Raw genomic sequence first — 20,033 nt, 5'->3', positions numbered from 1 at the left:
CAGTAACTATCTTACCGGTTCTTTCTATTCCCCGTCTTTCGGATTTTCACGGCAAAAGTTTTTTGCCGGCCTTTCCTCACGGCTCCACGAGGATGCCGTCCGGGTCGCACCAGACGGTGGCGCCGGGACGGAAGGTCACGCCGTCGATCACAACATCCACATCCACCTCGCCGGCTCCCGCCTTCTGGCTCTTCCGGGGGTTGCTGCCGAGGGCCTTAACGCCAAGATCCAGTTCCGCGATGGCCAGCCGATCGCGGATGGCGCCATTAATAACGACGCCGGCCCAGCCGTTGGCCACGGCACTTTCGGCGATCATGTCCCCCATCAGGGCAGTGCCCAGCGAGCCGCCGCCGTCCACCACCAGGACCGCGCCGTTGCCCGGTGAGCCGAGCGTGGACTTCACCAGGGCGTTGTCCTGGTAACAGCGGATGGTCCGGACCGGGCCGCTGAAATGCGAGCGGCCGCCCAGGGACTGGAACTGCAGCGAAACGGACGCCAGCCCGTCGCCGCGCTCATCGTAGAGATCGGCGGTGTTCACGTCCGGGGCGGATCCGGTTCCTGCTGGTGTGGTCACGTGGCTCTCCTCGCCTGGTGGTGGATTATGCACATGCGGCGCCTTGGGACCGGCGGCGCGATACCGCCCACGATAGTCTGAACCCACCGCCAACCGGCCGCACCAGGGGGAGCCACGCAATGAGTCTGTCCAACACTCCCGCGCCCTCGGAACCCCCCGCGGCACAGGAAGGCACCGCCGCGGCGCTCGCCGAGCCGGTGCAAAAAGTCACTGCCCGCTGGGTGACCGGCCTGGTGCTGGTGAACGTGGGCATCAACGCGGCATTTTTCGGGCCCATCAACGTGTTCATCGGCCAACAGGCCATCAGTATCGATGCACCCAGCAAGGAAGCCATCCTCTCGCTGGTCACGGCGTGCGGCGCGGCTGTATCCCTGGTGGCCAACCCCCTGTCCGGCGCGCTCTCGGACCGGACCACGTCGCGCTTCGGCCGCCGGGCCCCGTGGGTGCTTGCCGGGGCAGTGCTTGCCACGGCGGCGCTGGTGGCCATGTCCTTCTCGGGAGCCGTGGCGCTGATGGTCCTCTTCTGGTGCCTGGTGCAGTTGGGCGCAAATGCCGCCTATGCGGCGATCACCGCCGCGGTCCCGGACCGGGTCCCGGTGGTCCAGCGCGGGGGAGTGGGAGGCCTCGCGGCGATGGGCCAGACCCTTGGCATCCTCACCGGGGCGGTTTTCGGAGCCGTGGTCTCGGGAAACTTCCTGGTGGGCTATTGGCTATGCGCCGGGGCCCTGCTGCTGTCCGTGCTGCCGTACCTGTTCCACCGGAACGACCCCGCACTGCCCAAGTCGGAACTGGAAGCTTTCCGCCCCCGGGTATTCATCAGAGGCTTCTGGATCAGCCCGTTTATCTACCCGGACTTCGCCTGGGCCTGGCTTACCCGGTTCCTGGTCAACGTGGGCAACCAGCTGACCATTGTCTACCTGCTCTTCTTCCTGCGGGACATCATCCACTATGCGGATCCCGCCGCGGGAGTGCTGGTCCTGACGGGCATTTATGCCGTCATGGTGATGATCACCGCCGTGGTCGCCGGGCCCTGGAGCGACCGGGTGGGCCGGCGGAAGCCCTTCGTCATCGGGTCCTCCGCCACCATCGCGATGGCAGGTGCCATCATGGCGTTCTTTCCCGTGTGGTCCGGGGCGCTGGCCGGCGCCGCCGTCCTGGGCATTGGGTTTGGCGCCTACCTGGCCGTTGACTTCGCCCTGTTGACTCAGGTCCTGCCGTTCGCGGTCAGCCGCGGCAAGGACATGGGGGTCATCAACGTGGCGAACTCGCTTCCGCAGGTGGTGGGCTCCCGGCCTGGCACTGCTGGCGGTCGCCTATGGGGGCGGCTACCGGACACTCTTCCTTACCGCAGCGGTCATCGGAGTGCTGGGCGCCGTCTTCGTGGTCAAGATCAAGGGCGTCGACTGACCCTGCGGCACCGGATAGTAAGGGTGGCTGACGAATTAGGGCACGGACCTGTGCCGTATAGTTGAACCGGCTGCAGGGCGGTACGGAAGTGGGGGCGCTCCTGGCCGCAGTCGCTAAAACACAACCCCGGAATGCTGATGCCCGAGACTTTTTCAGACTATCCGCCCATGGCCGCCAGGCCTTCCGCTCCGCGCCAGCGGCTCCGCTATGCGCGGATCCTCGATACCGCTGCAGGGTTCGCCCGGACCGGCCTCGACGCCGTGGAACTCCCCGAGGTCGCGGAAAAGGCGGATGTCCCGCTCGGCACGCTCTACCGGTACTTTCCCTCCCCAACGCACCTGATGCTCGCCTTGTACCGCCAGCAGCTGGATGAGCTGCAGGCAGGGTCCCGCGGCTCGTCCCCGCGCTTCCGCGGCCGGGCACTTTCAGGCCTGCTGATGGAGATCTTCCACATGCGCGTCATGCAGCCCGCGGTGGAGCAGTGCCTCAGCCGGGGCGTATACCTCCCCGAGAAGGACACCACCGAACTGCTGCGCGAGATCGACGCGCTTAGTGAGAAGCTCGTGGCCGGAGCCTGCGGTGATGCCGTTGGAGCACGCGTCCTGCTTCTGACCGTCACTGGTCTGGTCCAGTCAGTGCGCAACCGCCGCCTCTCGCTCTTCGAAGCCGAGGAGGACCTCAAAAAGGCGTGTGGCCGGCTGTCTCCCGCTGCCGAATCAGGGTTCACAGTGGGCAAAACCGCGTAACTGGTCTAGACCAAAATGGCATTAAATCCGCCATAATCACATGATGCGGATCACAAAAGGCCCTGCGTAAACGCTTTAGCACGGATGTTTCGTGTCAAGGGTGGCCGGACCGCCCCCTTGGGACTGCCTACCATGGTGGTACAGGAGCGGCAGGGCGGAAACATCCCCGGCGTTCCCGCGGACCCGCCACCCCTGGGTTTCCTGTCGCACTACTTTTCCACGCTGGGCCCGCCGCCGGGCTCCAGCCCCATGTGCCGTGCGCCCACGGCAAGCACCAGGAGACAACGACGTGTCCATTGACGCAATTACCGCCACCGACAACTCAGCAGCCACTGCCCTGACCGAAGACGAGATCTTCAGCGCCCACCAGGGCGGCAAGCTGTCCGTCACCAGCACTGTTCCGCTGTCCAACAAGCGGGACCTGTCCATCGCCTACACCCCGGGTGTCGCCGAGGTCAGCCGCGCCATCCACGCCAAGCCAGAACTCGCCCGCACGCTGACCTGGGCCGAGCGCCTGGTGGTCGTTGTCAGCGACGGCACCGCCGTCCTGGGCCTGGGCAACATCGGCGCCAGCGCCTCGCTGCCCGTCATGGAAGGCAAGTCCGCCCTGTTCAAGACCTTTGGCGACCTTGACTCCATCCCGCTGGTCCTCAACACCACCGACGTGGACGAAATCGTGGAAACGCTGGTCCGCCTGCGCCCCAGCTTCGGCGCCGTGAACCTCGAGGACATCTCGGCACCCCGCTGCTTCGAGCTTGAGGAAAAGCTCATCGAGGCCCTGGACTGCCCGGTCATGCACGACGACCAGCACGGCACCGCCGTGGTGGCCCTTGCCGCCCTCACGAACGCCGCGAAGGTGACCGGCCGCGGCCTCGAAGGGCTCAAAGTCGTGGTGTCGGGTGCAGGCGCGGCCGGAATTGCCGTTGCCGAAATCCTGCTCGCAGCGGGCATCACCGACGTGGTGCTGCTCGATTCCCGGGGTGTCATCAACAGCAACCGGGCCGACCTCGCCGCCAGCCCCGGAAGCAAGAAGGCGGACATCGCCGGCCGCAGCAACCCCCGCGGCATCTCCGGCGGACCCGCTGAGGCACTGGCCGGTGCCGACGTCTTCATCGGAGTCTCCTCCTCCAAGCTGGACGAGGCCCACCTGGCCACCATGAACAAGGACGCCATCGTGTTCGCACTGTCCAACCCGGACCCCGAAGTCCTGCCCGAGGTTGCCGTGAAGTATGCCGCCGTCGTGGCCACGGGCCGCAGTGATTTTCCGAACCAGATCAACAACGTCCTGGCGTTCCCCGGCATCTTCCGCGGTGCCCTCGACGCCGGCGCCCGCCGCATCACCCCTGCCATGAAGCTTGCGGCGGCACGCGCCATCGCCGAGCTCGCCGAAGAGGACCTCTCGGCCGACTACATCGTGCCCAGCCCGCTGGACCCCCGCGTGGCCCCGGCAGTCACTGCCGCGGTCGCCGCAGCGGTGGAAGCGGAGTAGGGCTTCCTTCCCTGGAAACCACGACGGCGGTGGCTCCTTTCCTGAAGGAGGCACCGCCGTCGGGCGTTAAGGCAGCGCCCTAGACTGGGCACCATGAGCTCCGAAACCGTGGTGACCATCCTGTGCGGCCTGGCGATCCTGGTGGGGGTAGTTGGCACCATCATTCCTGTCCTGCCCGGGAGCGTCCTGATCGGCGTAAGCCTGCTGGCGTGGGCCATCTGGGGCGGTGCCGGTGCGGCGGGCTGGGTGATATTCGCCGTGGCCATGATTTTTGTGGCCGCAGGAATGACGGCGGGCGCCGTCCTCACCGGCCGGAAGCTGAAGCAGCACGCCATTCCCAGCCGCAGCATCGTGGTGGCTTTGGTGGCGGGTGTGGTGGGTATGTTCATCATCCCTGTGGTGGGGCTCTTTGCTGGCTTCGCCGCCGGGCTGCTGGCCAGCGAGTTCGTCCGCACCCGGAACCTTTCGGCCGCGTCGAGGTCCAGCTGGGCGGCCCTGAAGGCCACCGGCCTGGGAATGCTCGCCGAATTCGGGCTCGCCTGCCTGGCCGCCAGTACCTGGGTGATCGGGGTGTGGATAGCCGCGGCCGGGGCCTAGAGTCACAGGCCGCCCCAGCTTGTCGCAGCTAGCATGGAAGGATGAGCTCCGGGGAAACTGCACCGATCTATTGGGACAGCCGCGACCTCACTCCCTTCGGCCAGCCACACCTGCGCACTCCGGTCCACGACCTTGCCGGCGGCGTGGGTGGCCTGCTGACCGGAGTCCTGGGCCGGCGCAATCCTGCCCTGCTGTCCATCGACGGGGAGGTGCCCCGGCTCAAGCGGCTGATGCCCAAACCGGCCAAGGCGGTGCATGAGGCTGTCTTCACGAGCCGCGAACCGGAACGCTTGATCACCCTGGCGCGCGCCTACCCTGGCTGGGCCGGGCTCTGCTACCTGATGGCCGGACTGTTGATGTACAAGCATGGCGGCTACCTGCGGGCTTCCGAGCTACTCCAGCGCGGGCTCACCACCAGGAACGACGACGAAGCGAACCGGTACTCCTCCACCTACCTCACCCGGATCGTCACCAGGATAGAACTGGCCGAGCGGGTGGAGATCCCCGTCCTGTTCAGTGAGGAATCGGTATTCCTGGCCCTCGCCCACTCGCTGCGGGAGACGGGCCGCACGGAAGCTGCACTCGATGCGCTCAGCGGGCTGCCGCCGTCGCTCCCGATGGCCCTGGCGCGCTGTTCCCTGGCCCTTGCGTTGGGTCGAAGCCGGACCGTCATCGACTGGACCGAGGGGCTGCTGAACGCGGACGATCTGTCCGCGGCCCTGCTGCTGGTCCGCGCCCGTGCCCTGCGCAGGGAGGGCCGGCTGGACGCCGCACACCAGGCGATCGCAGAGGTACTCCGCCGCCGCAAGACCCACCTGACGCTCCGCAACGATGCGTTGACGGACCGGGCGCTGCTGGTGCTGGAATCAAGCCGCCGGACGCTGAACCCGCGCGACTGGGGCCTCCGGCGCCCCGACCCGGAACCGCAGCGTGAGCTTGAGGCGCCGGTACCCATCCGCAAGGACGAGGAGATGCGGCGGATCTGGGAGCAGGACTGGAAGGAACTGAACGGGGACTAGATGCCCCGGACCCGGTGCTATGCCCGGCCGGCCAGGAGCGGCACCAGCTGCTCGCCGAGCAGCACGGCCCCCAGTGCCACCATGATGATGCCGCTGGCGAGGGTCACTGCCCGGGCGGCGCCTGGCCTGCTTTGCAGCAGGGTGCGTGAGAGCAGGGCCACCAAGGTGTAGACCACGCCCGCCAGGACAACGAAGGTCATGCCGAGCAGTCCGGACTGCACGGGCACAGGCAGGGAAGCGTCGGCACTTATGAACTGTGGGATGAGCGCCACGTAGAAGAGCAGGCCCTTGGGGTTGATTCCGCTGGTGCCCATGCCCTGGAGGAAGGTGCGCAGCTGGGTGCCGGAGCCGCCGTCAGCATGGGCGCTGAAGGTGGCCCCCCGCCAGGACCGTAGGGTTCCCACCCCGAGCCACAGGAGGTAGCCGGCACCCGCCAGCGTGATCCAGCCCAGGACGCCGGGCATCCCGGCCAGCACTGCAGCGAGTCCTGCCACCAGCAGGACCGTGTGCAGGACATAGCCGCCGCAAAGCCCTGCCACCGCCGGAACGAAGCTGCGCTGCCTCAGTCCCGCCGCGATGGTGTAGGCCCAGTCCACTCCCGGCGTGCAGGCCAGGGCGGCGGCCACCACCAAAAAGGCCAGGAACAGCTGCGGATTCATGGTTTTCTCCTGTCGAAACGCTCTCAGGAGCAACCATAGGGAGAATCCGGCCAAAAGTGCTGTCCGGTTTTCGCCCGACCCACCGCCGAAACGATATGTTTATTGCGTGATCGACAGCATCGACAGGAATATTTTGCGCCACCTTCAGGAAGATGGCAGGATGACGGCCACGGCACTCGCTGCCAAGGTGGGACTGACGGTGGCACCATGCCACCGAAGGCTGCGGGAACTGGAACAGTCCGGAGTCATCCGCGGTTACAAAGCGGACGTCGACCCGGCTGCGGTGGGCCTGGGATTCGAGGCGATCGTGTTTGTCACGCTCCGCCAGGTGGACAGGTCCACGATGGAGATCTTTGAGAACCGGGTAGCGGGGAACCCGAACATCATCGAGGCCCAGCGGCTGTTCGGCTCGCCGGACTACCTGCTGAAGATCATCGCCGAAGACCTGCCGGCCTACCAGCGTTTCTACGACACCGAGCTCACGTCCCTGCCCGGGGTGGAGCGGCTGACGTCAACGCTGGTCATGAAGAACCTGAAGTCCAACGCGGGGCCGCCGGTGTAGGAACGGCCTACGGCCTGCCCGTGGACGCGATGCCGGCCTCGGCGTCAGAGGTGTAGTACTTATCGGCAAGCTGCACGGAGTAGACGAACGTCATCCGGCCGGTGTCGTGGTTGGAAAGAATCTCTGCGGAAAAGACAGTCCCCGTCTGGTTGCCCATCCCGGGAATCCACTGCTCCTTGCCGGAGCCGTCCTTAAAATCGGCACCGATGGGCTCGGCGTCCCGGAGAATGACGAAGCCCAGTTCATCTGCGGCCCGCTTGATTTCCCGGTTCGCGTCCTGCGCGTCAGGGTAGTTGACGAAGATATCCACGTGGTCCACCATGCTGTCCGCACCGGGCCGGATGCGGATGGTGTCTGTTGACATCTCAACCGCGCCGTTGGGGGTGGTCATGCTGACGTCAATCAGCTTGCCGGAGTCAGCCGCGACCAAGGCCCCGTCCGATCCCGCCGGAAACCCCAGCGCAGACATCTCCATCGGCCGTTTGGTGAAATCGAAGAAGGCTTTCCCGCTGCTCTTGATGGCATCGATGCCCTCCGGGGTGAACTGGGAGTTGCCGTTAGCCACGATGGGCGTTTTTTCCTGGGACGGCGCGAACGCGCAGCCGGACAACAGGAGCATGCTGCCCAGGAGTGCGGTGACCGGAAGGTGCCTCACGGAGTGCCTGCAGGTTCAGTGTCCGCGCCGTACAAGTTCTCCGCCATGGTTTTCCCCCCAGTGAATTCGTCGGTGCCAGCCTAACCGGGCTGCCGCGCCCGGGCGATGGGGAGGGCTATCCTGCGAGCAATCCGGTGGTGCGGTACGGGATGACCTCGCGCAGGAACATGCTGGTGGATGTCCGAACGATGCCGGGGCAGAGGCGGATTTCTTCGGACACGCGGTAGAGGTCGTCAGGGCTTTTGGCCACCACGCGGATGAGGAGATCGGTGTCCCCGGCCGGCGCGTGGCACTCCAGGACTTCGGGGATCCGGCGCAGTGCGTCGATGGCCTCGTTCAGGTGGCTCTGGTCCAGTTCTGCGCTCACAGCCGCGGCCACGCCCCTGCCCAGGGCCGACGGGAGGACGCGGCTGCTGTTGGGGCGCAGCGCCCCCGACGCCGACATCCGTTCCAGCCGTGACTGCACGGTGCCGCGGGCCAGGCCCAGCTTCTGTGCAAGCACCATGATCGGGACGCGCGGATCGTCGTCCAGGGCGTTCAGGATGCGCCTGTCCGTGGCGTCCAGTTCCTGCAATCTGATCACTTCCTGCCTGCTTCACCGTCAGGATTTGATCAGAATGACTAATCCAAGTCCTGCTTGTTGTTCCAACTGTAGAAGGCCTGCTCAAATAGTGGCAACAAGGGCAAAAGCTACCGCTGGAACCCCGCAGGCTTACAGGTTTCCCGGCACACCACCCGGCGCCCTGGACACCGCTTCCCGCAAGGAGGCCGCCGCTGGATGAGACTTGTTCACACCATGCTCACTCTGCAAAACACGGCAAGAGCCCCTGAGCTACCGACGTAGCGGATTTTCCGCCGTCATCGGTAGCTGAGGGGCTCTTGTGTTATTCGGTCTAGGGTTGGTTTCATGACCCGTGCCGGCCGATTCGCCCCTAGCCCCTCCGGCGAACTGCATGTCGGGAACCTGCGCACCGCCATGCTCGCCTGGCTCTTCGCCCGCTCCACAGGCCGGGCCTTCCTGCTGCGGGTGGAGGACCTGGACCGTGCCCGCGCCGGGGCGGAAGCGGATCAGTTGCGGGACCTGGCCGCCATTGGCGTCACCTGGGACGGCGACGTGGTGAGGCAGACGGCCCGGGGTCCCCTCTACGCTGAAGCCATTGCCCGCCTCCAGGGCGCAGGCCTGACGTACGAATGCTTCTGCACGCGCCGCGAAATCCAGGAGGCGGCGTCTGCCCCCCATGCCCCGCAGGGCGCCTACCCGGGAACCTGCCGAAACCTGGACCCCGCTGAGCTGGAATTCAAGCGCTCCATCCGGCCCGCCGCGCTCCGGCTGCGGGCGGGGGCTGCGGAGTTCACCGTGACGGACGTCCTTCATGGCCGGTTCACGGGCGTGGTGGACGACTTTGTTCTGCGGCGCAACGATGGCGTCACGGCGTACAACCTCGCCGTGGTGGTGGACGACGCCGAGCAGGGCATCGACCAGGTGGTCCGCGGTGATGACCTGCTGCCGTCCACCCCGCGGCAGGCCTATCTCACCTCCCTTCTGAATATTCCAACACCGGAATATGCGCATGTTCCGTTGGTGGTGAACCGGGACGGTGTCAGGCTGGCCAAACGCGACGGTGCCGTCACGCTGGCGGACCTGGCAGCGGCCGGCGTCAGTGCCGAGGTGGTGCGGGACCATCTGCTCGACTCGTTGGGGCTTCCTCCGGGGCCGCTTGAACGCGCCCTGGCCGAGTTTCATCCCGGGCTGCTGCCCCGGGAACCGTGGGTCTGGTCAGCCCCCGGCGCTCGGCCCGCCCCGTAGTCTGGAGTCATCCCCCCGTAGTCTGGAGTCATGCCAGAATCCACGGAACACCGCGCCGCCAGCAGCTTCACGCCCGAGACAGCCCGTGTGCTTGCGGAGGTGGCGCACAACCGCCAGAAGGACAAGCTCAAGCGGCCCTACAAGGACCATGTGCTGGCGGTGGGGGACGCGCTGGCAGACTTCGACGACGACGTCCGGATCGCCGGGTACCTTCACGACATCGCCGAGGACACCCCGATGACCCGGCAGGCCCTGCTGGACATGGGGGTCTCCGAGCGGGCCGTCGACATCATTGAACGGGTCACCAACCGGCTGCACTCCAACCCTGATGACTACCTGTCCGGCATCCATGAGATCGCCCAGGACCATGATGCCGCCCTGGTCAAGATCGCCGACAACGCGCACAACTCACTGCCCGAGCGTGTCCAGGCATTGGCCGAAAAATGGCCCGACAAGCCGCCCGTCACCAAATACCGGGACGCGCGGCCGGTGCTATACGCAGCCGTTGACGTGGAGGAGATCCGCAAAATCCTGGCCCGCGTCAACCCCTGGCTGCTGGAGGAGTTCGACGAACAGTTGGACGAGGCGGATGACACCGATTACGAAAATCTCCGGTACGACACCGCCCCCGGAGACTAGACCCGCCCCAGGGCCTCGATGTCCTCAAGGAAATCCGCCTGCACTTCGGCGCTCACGGTGGTCCTGGTGTCACCGATCGCATCCAGGTAGTCCTGGGTGGAAGGACCCTTCCGCACCGCCTCACGGACGGACACGTCGCCCCCCGAGGCCAGCCCACCGTCGTCGTACACTGCCTTTTCCAGCGCCCGCTGTGACGCGCTCCGGGCGGCGTATTCGATGTCCGCCGGGGAAAAGCCCTCGGTGCGCTCCACCAGGAGTTCCACGTCCACGCCGTCCACCACGGTGGCGGGGATGAAGCGCTGCCACATGGCTTCGCGTGCCTGCCGGTCCGGCAAACCGATGGGGATGACGTAGTCGAACCGGCCGTGGCGCAGGAACGCAGAGTCCAGGGCGCGGATGAAGTTGGTGGCGCAGACCAGGAGCCTGCCCGGCTGTTCGCGGAACGCCGGGATGATCTTGAGCAGCTCGTTGGTCACGCCCTGCAACGGCGACGGCGGGTCCCCGGCCCGCTGGGAGGCGATTTCCTCCACCTCGTCGATGAACACCACTGCGTGCTCCAACTCAGCGATTTCGAGGAAGGTTTCGCGCAGTGCGCCGGCCAGGCCTTGTGGATCGCCGGCCAGTCGGGAGGGGAAGACTTCCACGAACGGCCATTCGAGCCGGGAAGCGATGGCCTTGGCGAACGTGGTCTTGCCGGTGCCCGGCGGGCCGAACAGGACGACGGCGCGCGGCGGCACCACGCCGAATTCGTCCGCGAGGTCCGCCTCGGCCAGTGGAAGCACCAGCCGGCGTTCGAGCAGCTCCTTCTCCTTGCGCATGCCGGCCACGTTTTCCCACAGATCGCGTGCCAGGACCCGGCCGCCGAGCTGGCCGAGGGCACCGAGCTCCTGGCGCTGGACCGGGATGGTGCGTTCGAAGTAGCGGAGGTTCTTCTTGAGCGCGAAGCCGCGGCCCAGGAATGCCTCCACCCGGGTTTCGGACTCCGGCATCAGTGCCGAGAGCTTGTTCAGGCCGTGCGGCGCCATCCGGTTTTCGACGGCGGCCAGCAGCGAGGTGCCGATGCCTCGGCCCCGGTATTCGGGCAGGGTGGCGAGGAAGACAATCCAGCCCTGGTCGTGGGCGGCCCGTCCGACGGCGGCACCCACCACCTGCTCACCCAGCACCGCCACCACTGCATGGTCTTTTTCGCAGGAGGCGAGGACTTCGGACAGGGCGTAGACGGGCTCCACGTTGTTGGCCTTCAGTGTCTCCCACAGGTGCAGGATCCCGTCCAGGTCCACCGAATGGAAATCCCTGATCCGCCAGTTGGTCATGCGTTACTCCTGTAGGTTCGTCGTTGAGCCAGTCCCGGTGGGCCAGCGTTTGGCACCTGGAAGTGAGCTTATGCGAAGCCGCCGCCCGGGAGGGTTGCGGAGGCGTTGCATGACGTCCGCTCAGAGACCCAGCGCGTCCATGGTGTGCCGCAGGGTGTCCGCGGAGTGCCGCAGTGCTGCCAGCTCGTCGTCGTCCGTGGGCGTCTCCAGGACCCGGTGCACGCCGCCGCGGCCCACCACGCTGGGCAGGGACAGCGCCACCCCCGAGATCCCGTAGAGCCCGGACAGGACCGTGGAAACGGGCAGCACGGCGTTGTCGTCGCGGAGCAGCGCCTCCACGATGCGGGCCCCGGAGAGGCCGATCGCGTAGTTCGTGGCCCCTTTGCCCGCGATGACCTTGTAAGCGGCCTGCACCACTTCCTTGGCGGCGCCGGTGAGGTATTCGGGCGTGAAGATCCGTTCCCCGCCAACCGTCCAGTCGCGGATCGGCACCGGGCCGATGGTGGCGCCGGACCACAGCGGGAATTCGGTGTCGCCGTGCTCGCCCGCCATGCTGGCGTGGACGCTGGTGACGGAGACCCCTGCCCGGCGGGCCAGCAACCAGCGCAGCCGGGACGTGTCCAGTACCGTTCCGGAGGAGAAGATCCGCTCCGGAGGCAGCCCGGAAATCCGCTGCGCGGCCACCGTCAGGACATCGCACGGATTGGTCACCAGCACGTAGACAGCATCCGGTGCCCGCTCCAGCAGGGGCGGCATCAGCTGTTCCAGGATCTGCACATTGGTGCCGGCCAGGTCCAGCCGGCTCTGTCCGGGGTTCTGCTTGGCGCCGGCCGTGATGACCACGACGTCGGCGCCTTCCGTGACGGCGATGTCCCCGCCACCTGTGACGGTGGCCGACGCCGCGGCGAACTGGCTGCCATGGGCAAGATCCAGGGCTTCAGCCTCCGCCTTGGGGGCGTTGACATCGAACAGCGCGATGTTGCTGGCAGAGCCGCGGATCAATGCCGCGTACGCCAGCGAGGTTCCGACGCTTCCAGCGCCCACTACCGCGAGCTTGGATCCTGCCATGGTGCACCTTCCCTTTCCGGGGCCGTTGAGTGTGTCGTACCCGAAGAGTAGCGTGGCCCACATCACTCAAACCCCCATTTAGGAGCCACCATGCCACATTTCGGACGCCGGCTCGCAGCTGTTACTGCCGCGCTGGCCATAAGCGTCACCACGGGGGCCGTCAGTCCCGCCGTTGCGACAAACCCGCATGAAGGCGACGAGCGCCACACTGAGAAGAACCCCACGGCCACCGGTTACGGCGGCGCCGTGAGTACCGTGGACCCGGAAGCGTCCGCGGCGGCCATCGATGTCCTCCGGCATGGCGGCAACGCCGTTGATGCCGCCGTCGCTGCGGCAGCCACCTTGGGGGTCACCGAGCCGTACAGCGCCGGAATCGGCGGTGGCGGCTACTTCGTCTACTACGACGCGAAGTCCGGAAAAGTCAGCACCATCGATGGGCGGGAGACGGCACCGGCCGGAATTACGCATGATGCCTTCATCGATCCCAAGACCGGCAAGCCGTACAACTTCACTCCGGAACTCGTCACCAGCGGTGTCTCGGTAGGTGTTCCAGGGACTCCCGCCACATGGGAACGCGCGCTGGAGCGCTGGGGGAAGTTCAGCCTGAAGAAGGCGCTGGAACCTGCCATTGAGGTCGCCGACCGTGGCTTCGTGGTGGACGATACCTTCCGCCAGCAGACGGCGGACAACCAGAGGCGCTTCGCAGCCTTTACCTCTACCAAGGACCTGTACTTGCACGACGGCAAGCTGCCGGAGGTAGGTTCGGTATTCAAGAACCCCGACCTCGCAGACACCTACCGGCTCCTCGCCGACCAGGGCATGGAGGCGTTCTACAACGGACCGCTCGCCAAGGAGATCGCCAAGACCGTGCAGGCGCCGCCGGTGGATCTGACCATTGACAAGAAGGACCGGCTTCCAGTCCCCAAGGGCTCCATGACCGAGGAGGACCTGGAACACTACAAGGCACTGGACCAGGACCCCACGCACATGAACTATCGGGGCTATGACGTCTACGGCATGGCGCCGTCCAGCAGCGGCGGCACCACGGTAGGCGAATCGCTGAACATCCTGGACGTGTTCGACCTGCCCGCACTGAAAAAGGATCAGCCCGCAGTACTGCACCACTACCTTGAGGCCAGCGCGCTGGCTTTTGCGGACCGTGCCAAATTCGTGGGGGACCCGAATTTTGTCAAGGTACCCACCAAGGCCCTGACGGATCCCATCTTCGGCAAGGAACGCGCCTGCGAGCTGGACCCCGCGCATGCGGCGGCCAAGCCGGTGCTGCCCGGTGACGTCAGCAACTACGACGGAACCTGCCCGATGAAACCAGCCGCTGCCGCGGACGAGAAGGACACCGAGAACATCTCCACCACCAACATGACCGTCTCGGACAAGTGGGGCAACGTTGTGGAGTACACGCTGACCATTGAACAGACCGGCGGCTCCGGCATGGTTGTTCCCGGCCGCGGGTTCCTGCTCAACAACGAGCTCACCGACTTCTCCACGGTCTACAGCGCCACGGATCCCAACCGGATCGAGCCGGGCAAGCGGCCGCGTTCGTCCATGTCACCCACCATCCTGTTGGAGGACGGCAAGCCGTTCCTGGCACTGGGCTCACCGGGCGGCTCCACCATTATCACCACCGTCCTGCAGACCATCGTTAACCGGATCGACCTGGGCATGAGTACCCCGGATGCCATTGCGGCCCCCCGTGCGTCCCAGCGGAACACCGAGAAGGTGACGGCAGAACCGGCGTTCATCGACAAGTACGGGCCGGCCCTGACATCCCGGTTCGGCCACATCCTGGCGCCGTCGGGTGACACGTTCACCTCCGCCGCGGAAATCGGGGCAGCCACCGCCATCGAGTTCCTCGATGACGGTCGTACCTTGGCCGCAGCCGAGCCGGTAAGGCGCGGAGGCGGGTCAGCGCTGGTGGTCAAGCCGTCGAAGTGACGGCCGCGAACCGCCCTTAAACCCCGACGGCGGCACCCGGGTTCCGGACTTCCAGAACCCAGGTGCCGCCGTCGGACGTTAAGGCAGCTACTTCTTGAAGGTGTCAGCTGCCGCGTTGGCCACCACCGGGGATGTTCCGGTGTAGCCGTCGCGGGTTTCGGCGATTTGGCGGATGCGGTGGCGGCAGGCGTACCAGCCGAGGACCATGAGGATGGAGGCGATGGCGGTGACGAGCATGGTCAGGGGTGAGTCGATGAAGACCATGATGAGGACGCCGATGAGGAAGAGCAGGGAGAGGTAGCCGGTGTAGGGGGCGCCGAACATGCGGAAGGAGGGGCGTTCGACCCAGCCTTTGTCGGCCCAGCGTTTGAGTTGGATTTGGCAGAGCACGATGGTGGCCCAGGTCATGATGATGCCGACGGAGGCGATGTTCAGGACGATTTCGAAGGCTTCGGCGGGGACGAGGTAGTTCAGCGGGACGCCGAGGAGGGAGACGGTGGCGGTGATGGCGATGCCGCCGTAGGGGACGCCTGCTTTGTTCATGCGGGAGGCGAATTTGGGGGCGGAGCCGTTGACGGACATGGAGCGCAGGATCCGGCCGGTGGAGTAGAGTCCGGCGTTCAGGGAGGACAGGGCTGCGGTGAGGACGACGAGGTTCATGATGACGTCTACGCCCTGGACGCCGATGGAGCCGAAGAACGTTACGAAGGGGCTGACGCCTTTTTGGTAGGAGGTGAAGGGCAGCAGCAGGGCCAGGAGGATCACGGAGCCGACGTAGAACACGGCGATGCGGAAGACTACGGAGTTGATGGCCTTGGGCATGATTTTTTCGGGGTTTTCGGTTTCGCCGGCGGCGGTGCCGACGAGTTCGATGGAGGCGTAGGCGAACAGGACGCCCTGCATGAGGATGATCATGGGCAGCAGGCCGTTGGGGAAGATCCCGCCGTTATCGGACAGGAGGCTGATGCCCACCGGCTGGCCGGCGACGGGGGTGCCGAAGATGACGAAGTAGGTGCCGATGAGCAGGAACGCGACGAGGGCGGCGACCTTGATCAGGGCGAACCAGAATTCCATTTCGCCGAAGACTTTCACGGAGACCAGGTTCAGGGCCAGGACCACGAGGAGGGCGGTCAGTGCCCAGGCCCACTGCGGGACCTCGGCCATCCAGGGGACGTAGTTGCCGAAGAAGTGCATATAGAGGGCGGCGGCGGTGATGTCCACGATGGTGGTGGTGGCCCAGTTGATCCAGTAGAACCAGCCGGAGACGAACGCGGCTTTTTCGCCGAAGAACTCACGGGCGTAGGAGACGAACGAGCCCGAGGAGGGCCGGTGCAGGACCAGTTCGCCCAGGGCGCGCAGGATCAGGAACGCGAAGAACCCGCACACCGCGTACGCGATAACCAGGGACGGGCCCGCCGCGTTGAGCCGGCCGCCGGCGCCCAGGAACAGGCCGGTACCGATCGCACCGCCGATCGCGATCATCTGGATCTGCCGGGGCTTGAGGTTCTTGTGGTAGCCCTTGTCCTCCGCGTGCAGGGAGGTCTCGGACGCATGCGCATGACCACCATCAATCAAGTGGTCAGGAAGGGGAGTGTTTGTCATTGAAGTGTCCTTCGGGGAGCAGTTGGGGGGACTACTTGCTGAGGTTGGCCAGGCGTTCGGGGCTCAGGAGTTCCTGGAGCTGGGCGTCGGTGAGGAGCCCGTGTTCCAGGACGAGCTCGGCCACGCCCTTGCCGGTGGCAAGTGCTTCCTGCGCGATGGCGGTGGCGGTGGCGTAGCCGAGGTGGGGATTCAATGCGGTGACCAGGCCGATGGACTGCTCCACGGTGCGGCGCAGGTGGTCGGTGTTGGCAGTGATTCCACTGATGCAGCGGGCCGTGAGGGTGCGGCAGGCTGCCTCGAGGTGGGAGATGCTCTTGTGGAGGCTGTGGACGATGATCGGTTCGAAGGCGTTGAGCTGCAGTTGCCCGGCTTCGGCGGCCATGGTGATGGTGACGTCATTGCCGATGACCTCGTAAGCCACCTGGGAAACCACTTCCGGGATGACCGGGTTGATCTTGCCGGGCATGATGGAGGACCCGGACTGGACGGCCGGCAGGTTGATTTCGCCGAAACCGGCACGGGGGCCGGAGGAGAGCAGGCGGAGGTCGTTGCAGATCTTGGACAGTTTCACTGCCACGCGCTTGAGGACGCCGGAGAGGTGCACGAACGCGCCCACGTCCTGGGTGGCTTCGATGAGGTCGACGGCGGTGACCAGCGGCAGTCCGGTGATTTCCGCCAGGTGCCGGCAGGCTGTGTCGGCGTAGCCGGCAGGGGCGTTCAGGCCGGTGCCGATGGCGGTGGCGCCGAGGTTGATCTCGTGGATCAGCAGTTCGGCTTCCGCCAGGCGCAGCCGGTCCTCACCGATGGTGACGGCGTAGCTGCCGAACTCCTGGCCCAGGGTCATGGGTACGGCGTCCTGCAGCTGGGTACGGCCCATCTTTACCACGGTGCGGAACTCCATGGCTTTGGCCGCGCAGGCATCCTCAAGTTCTTCGAGTGCTGCCAGCAGTTCACGGGCGGCGAAGATGGTGCCCAGTTTCACGGCCGTGGGGTACACGTCGTTGGTGGACTGGCTGAGGTTGACGTGGTCGTTGGGGTGCAGGCGCGCATAGTCGCCCTTGGGGTGGCCCAGGATCTCCAGGGCCCGGTTGGCGATGACCTCGTTGGCGTTCATGTTCGACGACGTCCCGGCGCCGCCCTGGACCACGTCCACCACGAACTGGTCGGCAAGGCGTCCGGCCATGACATCCTGGCAGGCCTGCCCGATGGCATCGGCGCGTTCGGCATCCAGCAGGCCCAGCTCGCAGTTGGTGCGGGCGGCGGCCAGTTTCACGGCGGCAAGGCCGCGGACCAGGTGCATGTTGGAGGAGAGCTTCTGCCCGGTGATGGGGAAGTTTTCCACGGCGCGGAGCGTGTGCACGCCCCAGTAGGCGTGGGCAGGCACGTCCCGGTCGCCGAGCAGGTCGTGTTCAGACCGGACCTGGGCGGGTGCGGCGGTTTCGATAGTGGTCATGGTGTCCTTACGGGGCTTCGTTGACGGGTGCGGACGATTGGTCAAGGAAATCGGTGGCCAGGAGCCTGCCCACCTCGCGGCCGCCGCCCATTACCGGGGCGGTGGCGATGCCGGCGAGCCGGTCGGTGTCGACGTCCAGCGCCTCCAGCAGGCGGACGGTGGCGGGCATCCGGGCGCGGTCGCCGCCGTCGGAGATCTTGACGGCCACGGCGGCGCCGGAGGGCAGGCCCACCAGCTGCACGCCCTCAAAGCCGTCCTTGGCCACGGTGCCTGGCAGCAGGCGCATCAATGCGGTGACGTCGCGGCCTTCGCCGGCCACCATCTCGGGGTGCTGCTGCATGGCGAGCCCGACGACGGCTTCCGGGCTGCCGTCGTCGTCCGCCGCAGCCTTGGCAATCCGGGCGAAGGCGCGGGCCATGCCGCCCAGTGTGAGGGCGAACAAGGGGGTGCCGCAGCCGTCCGTGCTCACGGCGGCCGGCTCTTCGCCGGTCAGGTCGGTGACTGTTTGCGCCACGAGCCGCTGCAGCGGGTGGGATGGGTCCAGGTAACCCTGCACAGGCCAGCCGTTGATCTTGCACGTTGCTACCATGGCGGCGTGTTTGCCCGAGCAGTTCTGGGTGATGCGGGTGGCGCTGCCGCCGCCGCGCAGCCAGTCTTCCCGCTCAGCGGTGCCGTAAGGGAGGTCGGTGCTGTTGTCCAGGTCCGTGGGGGCCAGTCCGTGCAGTTCGAGGATCCGGAGCGAACCGTCGCGGTGTGCTGCCGCGCCCGAATGGCTTGCGGCGGCCAGTGCCAGGAGGTCTGACGGGAGTTCAAGGCCTGCGCGGACCATGGCCACCGCCTGGAGGGGCTTAAGAGCCGACCGGGGGTAGAACGGTGCCACGGGATCGCCGGCGGACGCCGCCATTGAACCGTCAGCCGCGAGGGCAACCGCGGAACCGTAGTGGACACTCTCCACCAGGCCGTCGCGGATGGCGGCGACCAGTGGGGCGTGCTGCGGAAGGGTCACCCCGGCCGGGGCAGCGGTGTGGGCAGCAGAAAAAACGGGGGAGGGCATGGGGTCCTTGGGAAGGTTGGTTGGATCTTGCTAGCTGTTGAGGATGGAGTCCAGGGCTACGCCCACGGCTTCGAGATGGTGGGCCATGGCGGCGCGGGCTTTTTCCGCGGAGCCGGTTTCGATGGCGGCAAGGATTTCCTGGTGCTCGATGTCTGAAGCGTGCTGGCGGTCTGCCACCATGTTCAGGGTCTCGGATTGGTGCGCCAGTGCGTCCCGGATGTCAGCCACGACGCTTGCGAACACCTTGTTGCCGCTGGCGCGGGCAATGGTGGCGTGGAAGCTGGAGTCCAGGGCCACCCACGATTCCAGGTCGGTTTCGGTGGCCATGGCCCCCATGATGTGGCGGAGGGTATCGAGTTCTTCTTCCGTGCGCCGCTCTGCGGCAAGTCCGGCAGCGGGGATTTCGATGTGGGGGCGTGCTTCGGTAAGGTCGCGGGCGGAGTACTGGCCCAGGGTGAGGTCATTGGCGACCTTGTTGGCGATGACGAACGTGCCCTTGCCGGTGCGGGTGACCGTCATGCCCAGGGCGGTGCACGAGCGGAGGGCCTCCCGGATCACCGAGCGGCTAACTCCATATTGCTGGGAGAGCGTGGCCTCTGAGCTGAGTTTGCTGCCAACCGGGATGCTGCCGGACTCGATGTCTCCGCGGATGGCGTTGAACACCGCCTCGGCAGCGCTTAGCCGGGCAAGGGGACGGAATGCAGGCTGTCCTGCTGTCCGGCTGTCTGACAGGTTCACGCCTTAAATATGGCACTGGTCACAGTCGCTGTCAAACCCTCCTCAGGAATTTGGGGCACTGTTTCGGCGTTGGCTGGCCGGGCGCCGCTGCTGCCGCCGCCGCCGTCGTGAGCGGAAGTGCCAGACCGCAAATGCCACCACTGCCACTGCGGCGATCACGATGGCGAGCTCCTGGCCCACCGCCTTGGCGACGGCCTCGTAGGAGTTGCCGGCCAGGAAGCCCAGAAGGACGAAGCCGATGCCCCAGACCAGGCCCCCGGCTGCGTTGTAGGCAAAGAACCTGCGGTAGGGCATGCGGGACGTGCCTGCCAGGGCGGGCATGACGGCGCGGAAGAAGGCAGTGAAGCGGCCAAGGAACACGGCGGAGCCACCTCTGCGACGCAGGAGGTCCTGGGCGTTTTCCAGCTTCGAAGCATGGCGGGCGAGGACCCTGGTTTTCACGAGGCGGCTGCCCAGGTGCTTGCCCACCTCGTAGCCGACAGTGTCGCCAATAATGGCTGCGGCCACCACCAAGGCCATCATGAGGCCCAGCTGCACTTCGCCCCGGCTGGCCACCACTCCGCCCAGGACAGCTGCGGTTTCACCGGGGATGACGAAGCCGACGAAGAGGGCGTCCTCGGCAAACACGAGGCAGAAGACGGCGATATACGCCACCAGCGGGCTGACGTTCAGGAGGCTGTCAATGAAGCCCGACATGG

At 66.3% G+C, this 20,033-nt stretch carries 19 protein-coding genes and 1 pseudogene; 9 read left to right on the top strand and 11 right to left on the bottom strand.

Translation table 11 applies throughout. The features are described 5' to 3' along the window. Window positions 1-76: 76 nt before the first annotated feature. Window positions 77-574 (bottom strand): ribonuclease E activity regulator RraA, encoded by a 498-nt coding sequence (rraA, locus tag ACZ9J7_RS06305; RefSeq protein WP_476207955.1) that lies wholly within the window; start codon window positions 572-574, stop codon window positions 77-79. A 119-nt stretch (window positions 575-693) separates the two neighbouring features. On the opposite strand from rraA, the pseudogene ACZ9J7_RS06300 reads away from it, so the two are divergent. The 5 genes and pseudogenes from ACZ9J7_RS06300 to ACZ9J7_RS06280 all read left to right on the top strand — a co-directional run bounded on the left by ACZ9J7_RS06300 (window position 694) and on the right by ACZ9J7_RS06280 (window position 5,832). After that, window positions 694-1,981, top strand: a pseudogene (locus ACZ9J7_RS06300) (MFS transporter). Between the two features lie 137 nt (window positions 1,982-2,118). Next, complete coding sequence (locus ACZ9J7_RS06295; protein WP_476207953.1) at window positions 2,119-2,727, top strand: TetR/AcrR family transcriptional regulator; 609 nt, start codon at window positions 2,119-2,121, stop codon at window positions 2,725-2,727. Window positions 2,728-3,016: 289 nt separating this feature from the next. Then, the gene (locus tag ACZ9J7_RS06290; protein WP_476207952.1) at window positions 3,017-4,216 is read left to right on the top strand and encodes an NAD(P)-dependent malic enzyme; all 1,200 of its coding nucleotides are present in this window, start codon (window positions 3,017-3,019) and stop codon (window positions 4,214-4,216) included. Between the two features lie 93 nt (window positions 4,217-4,309). Further along, window positions 4,310-4,813, top strand: a complete 504-nt coding sequence (locus ACZ9J7_RS06285; protein WP_476207950.1) for a DUF456 domain-containing protein — start codon at window positions 4,310-4,312, stop codon at window positions 4,811-4,813. A 41-nt stretch (window positions 4,814-4,854) separates the two neighbouring features. Beyond that, window positions 4,855-5,832 carry a hypothetical protein gene (locus ACZ9J7_RS06280; protein WP_476207948.1) on the top strand — a complete coding sequence of 326 codons (978 nt, stop codon included), beginning with the start codon at window positions 4,855-4,857 and terminating at the stop codon, window positions 5,830-5,832. Between the two features lie 17 nt (window positions 5,833-5,849). Here the strand turns inward: ACZ9J7_RS06280 and ACZ9J7_RS06275 are convergent, their stop codons facing one another. After that, entirely contained in the window at window positions 5,850-6,491 is a 642-nt protein-coding gene (locus ACZ9J7_RS06275; RefSeq protein WP_476207946.1) for a LysE family translocator, read from the bottom strand. 106 nt (window positions 6,492-6,597) lie between these two features. On the opposite strand from ACZ9J7_RS06275, the gene ACZ9J7_RS06270 reads away from it, so the two are divergent. Next, window positions 6,598-7,053, top strand: coding sequence for an Lrp/AsnC family transcriptional regulator (locus ACZ9J7_RS06270; protein WP_141158962.1), 456 nt, complete (start codon window positions 6,598-6,600; stop codon window positions 7,051-7,053). 7 nt (window positions 7,054-7,060) lie between these two features. Here the strand turns inward: ACZ9J7_RS06270 and ACZ9J7_RS06265 are convergent, their stop codons facing one another. Together ACZ9J7_RS06265 and ACZ9J7_RS06260 are read right to left on the bottom strand one after the other, a co-directional pair. Further along, the gene (locus ACZ9J7_RS06265) at window positions 7,061-7,708 is read right to left on the bottom strand and encodes a hypothetical protein (protein WP_476207944.1); all 648 of its coding nucleotides are present in this window, start codon (window positions 7,706-7,708) and stop codon (window positions 7,061-7,063) included. 115 nt (window positions 7,709-7,823) lie between these two features. After that, window positions 7,824-8,282, bottom strand: coding sequence for an Lrp/AsnC family transcriptional regulator (locus ACZ9J7_RS06260; RefSeq protein WP_476211807.1), 459 nt, complete (start codon window positions 8,280-8,282; stop codon window positions 7,824-7,826). 333 nt (window positions 8,283-8,615) lie between these two features. Here ACZ9J7_RS06260 and gluQRS point away from each other — a divergent pair, with 333 nt between their 5' ends. After that, window positions 8,616-9,515: a tRNA glutamyl-Q(34) synthetase GluQRS gene (gene gluQRS / locus ACZ9J7_RS06255; protein WP_476207942.1), complete on the top strand. Its 900-nt coding sequence runs from the start codon at window positions 8,616-8,618 to the stop codon at window positions 9,513-9,515. A 30-nt stretch (window positions 9,516-9,545) separates the two neighbouring features. Continuing rightward, the gene (locus ACZ9J7_RS06250) at window positions 9,546-10,154 is read left to right on the top strand and encodes an HD domain-containing protein (RefSeq protein WP_476207941.1); all 609 of its coding nucleotides are present in this window, start codon (window positions 9,546-9,548) and stop codon (window positions 10,152-10,154) included. On the opposite strand, the gene ACZ9J7_RS06245 is transcribed toward ACZ9J7_RS06250, so the two are convergent. Together ACZ9J7_RS06245 and ACZ9J7_RS06240 are read right to left on the bottom strand one after the other, a co-directional pair. Then, window positions 10,151-11,467, bottom strand: coding sequence for an ATP-binding protein (locus ACZ9J7_RS06245; protein ID WP_476207939.1), 1,317 nt, complete (start codon window positions 11,465-11,467; stop codon window positions 10,151-10,153). The genes ACZ9J7_RS06250 and ACZ9J7_RS06245 overlap by 4 nt on opposite strands. Window positions 11,468-11,587: 120 nt before the next feature. Then, the gene (locus ACZ9J7_RS06240; RefSeq protein ID WP_476207938.1) at window positions 11,588-12,535 is read right to left on the bottom strand and encodes an L-lactate dehydrogenase; all 948 of its coding nucleotides are present in this window, start codon (window positions 12,533-12,535) and stop codon (window positions 11,588-11,590) included. A gap of 90 nt (window positions 12,536-12,625) precedes the next feature. On the opposite strand from ACZ9J7_RS06240, the gene ggt reads away from it, so the two are divergent. Continuing rightward, window positions 12,626-14,488, top strand: coding sequence for a gamma-glutamyltransferase (ggt, locus tag ACZ9J7_RS06235; RefSeq protein ID WP_476207937.1), 1,863 nt, complete (start codon window positions 12,626-12,628; stop codon window positions 14,486-14,488). A gap of 87 nt (window positions 14,489-14,575) precedes the next feature. On the opposite strand, the gene ACZ9J7_RS06230 is transcribed toward ggt, so the two are convergent. The 5 genes from ACZ9J7_RS06230 to ACZ9J7_RS06210 are packed head-to-tail and all read right to left on the bottom strand — an operon-like array spanning window position 14,576 to window position 20,031. Next, window positions 14,576-16,090 carry an amino acid permease gene (locus tag ACZ9J7_RS06230; protein WP_476207936.1) on the bottom strand — a complete coding sequence of 505 codons (1,515 nt, stop codon included), beginning with the start codon at window positions 16,088-16,090 and terminating at the stop codon, window positions 14,576-14,578. Window positions 16,091-16,121: 31 nt separating this feature from the next. Beyond that, window positions 16,122-17,543 (bottom strand): aspartate ammonia-lyase, encoded by a 1,422-nt coding sequence (locus ACZ9J7_RS06225; protein ID WP_476207934.1) that lies wholly within the window; start codon window positions 17,541-17,543, stop codon window positions 16,122-16,124. Between the two features lie 7 nt (window positions 17,544-17,550). Then, complete coding sequence (locus ACZ9J7_RS06220) at window positions 17,551-18,597, bottom strand: asparaginase (protein ID WP_476207932.1); 1,047 nt, start codon at window positions 18,595-18,597, stop codon at window positions 17,551-17,553. 30 nt (window positions 18,598-18,627) lie between these two features. Further along, the gene (locus ACZ9J7_RS06215) at window positions 18,628-19,335 is read right to left on the bottom strand and encodes a FadR/GntR family transcriptional regulator (protein ID WP_476207930.1); all 708 of its coding nucleotides are present in this window, start codon (window positions 19,333-19,335) and stop codon (window positions 18,628-18,630) included. Between the two features lie 42 nt (window positions 19,336-19,377). After that, window positions 19,378-20,031 (bottom strand): DedA family protein, encoded by a 654-nt coding sequence (locus ACZ9J7_RS06210; RefSeq protein ID WP_476207929.1) that lies wholly within the window; start codon window positions 20,029-20,031, stop codon window positions 19,378-19,380. Between the last annotated feature and the right edge of the window lie 2 nt (window positions 20,032-20,033).

It is taken from the genome of Pseudarthrobacter sp. TE9888, from assembly GCF_056279345.1.
This window is presented reverse-complemented; position numbering and strand designations above follow the sequence as displayed.

Bases quoted from the DNA above. Each gene is read 5' to 3' on its own strand.
- ACZ9J7_RS06295 (WP_476207953.1), top strand. From the start codon at position 2,119: ATGCCCGAGACTTTTTCAGACTATCCGCCCATGGCCGCCAGGCCTTCC.
- ACZ9J7_RS06285 (WP_476207950.1), top strand. From the start codon at position 4,310: ATGAGCTCCGAAACCGTGGTGACCATCCTGTGCGGCCTGGCGATCCTG.
- ACZ9J7_RS06280 (WP_476207948.1), top strand. From the start codon at position 4,855: ATGAGCTCCGGGGAAACTGCACCGATCTATTGGGACAGCCGCGACCTC.
- ACZ9J7_RS06275 (WP_476207946.1), bottom strand. From the start codon at position 6,491: ATGAATCCGCAGCTGTTCCTGGCCTTTTTGGTGGTGGCCGCCGCCCTG.
- gluQRS (WP_476207942.1), top strand. From the start codon at position 8,616: ATGACCCGTGCCGGCCGATTCGCCCCTAGCCCCTCCGGCGAACTGCAT.
- ACZ9J7_RS06250 (WP_476207941.1), top strand. From the start codon at position 9,546: ATGCCAGAATCCACGGAACACCGCGCCGCCAGCAGCTTCACGCCCGAG.
- ACZ9J7_RS06245 (WP_476207939.1), bottom strand. From the start codon at position 11,467: ATGACCAACTGGCGGATCAGGGATTTCCATTCGGTGGACCTGGACGGG.
- ACZ9J7_RS06240 (WP_476207938.1), bottom strand. From the start codon at position 12,535: ATGGCAGGATCCAAGCTCGCGGTAGTGGGCGCTGGAAGCGTCGGAACC.
- ggt (WP_476207937.1), top strand. From the start codon at position 12,626: ATGCCACATTTCGGACGCCGGCTCGCAGCTGTTACTGCCGCGCTGGCC.
- ACZ9J7_RS06230 (WP_476207936.1), bottom strand. From the start codon at position 16,090: ATGACAAACACTCCCCTTCCTGACCACTTGATTGATGGTGGTCATGCG.
- ACZ9J7_RS06225 (WP_476207934.1), bottom strand. From the start codon at position 17,543: ATGACCACTATCGAAACCGCCGCACCCGCCCAGGTCCGGTCTGAACAC.
- ACZ9J7_RS06220 (WP_476207932.1), bottom strand. From the start codon at position 18,597: ATGCCCTCCCCCGTTTTTTCTGCTGCCCACACCGCTGCCCCGGCCGGG.
- ACZ9J7_RS06210 (WP_476207929.1), bottom strand. From the start codon at position 20,031: ATGTCGGGCTTCATTGACAGCCTCCTGAACGTCAGCCCGCTGGTGGCG.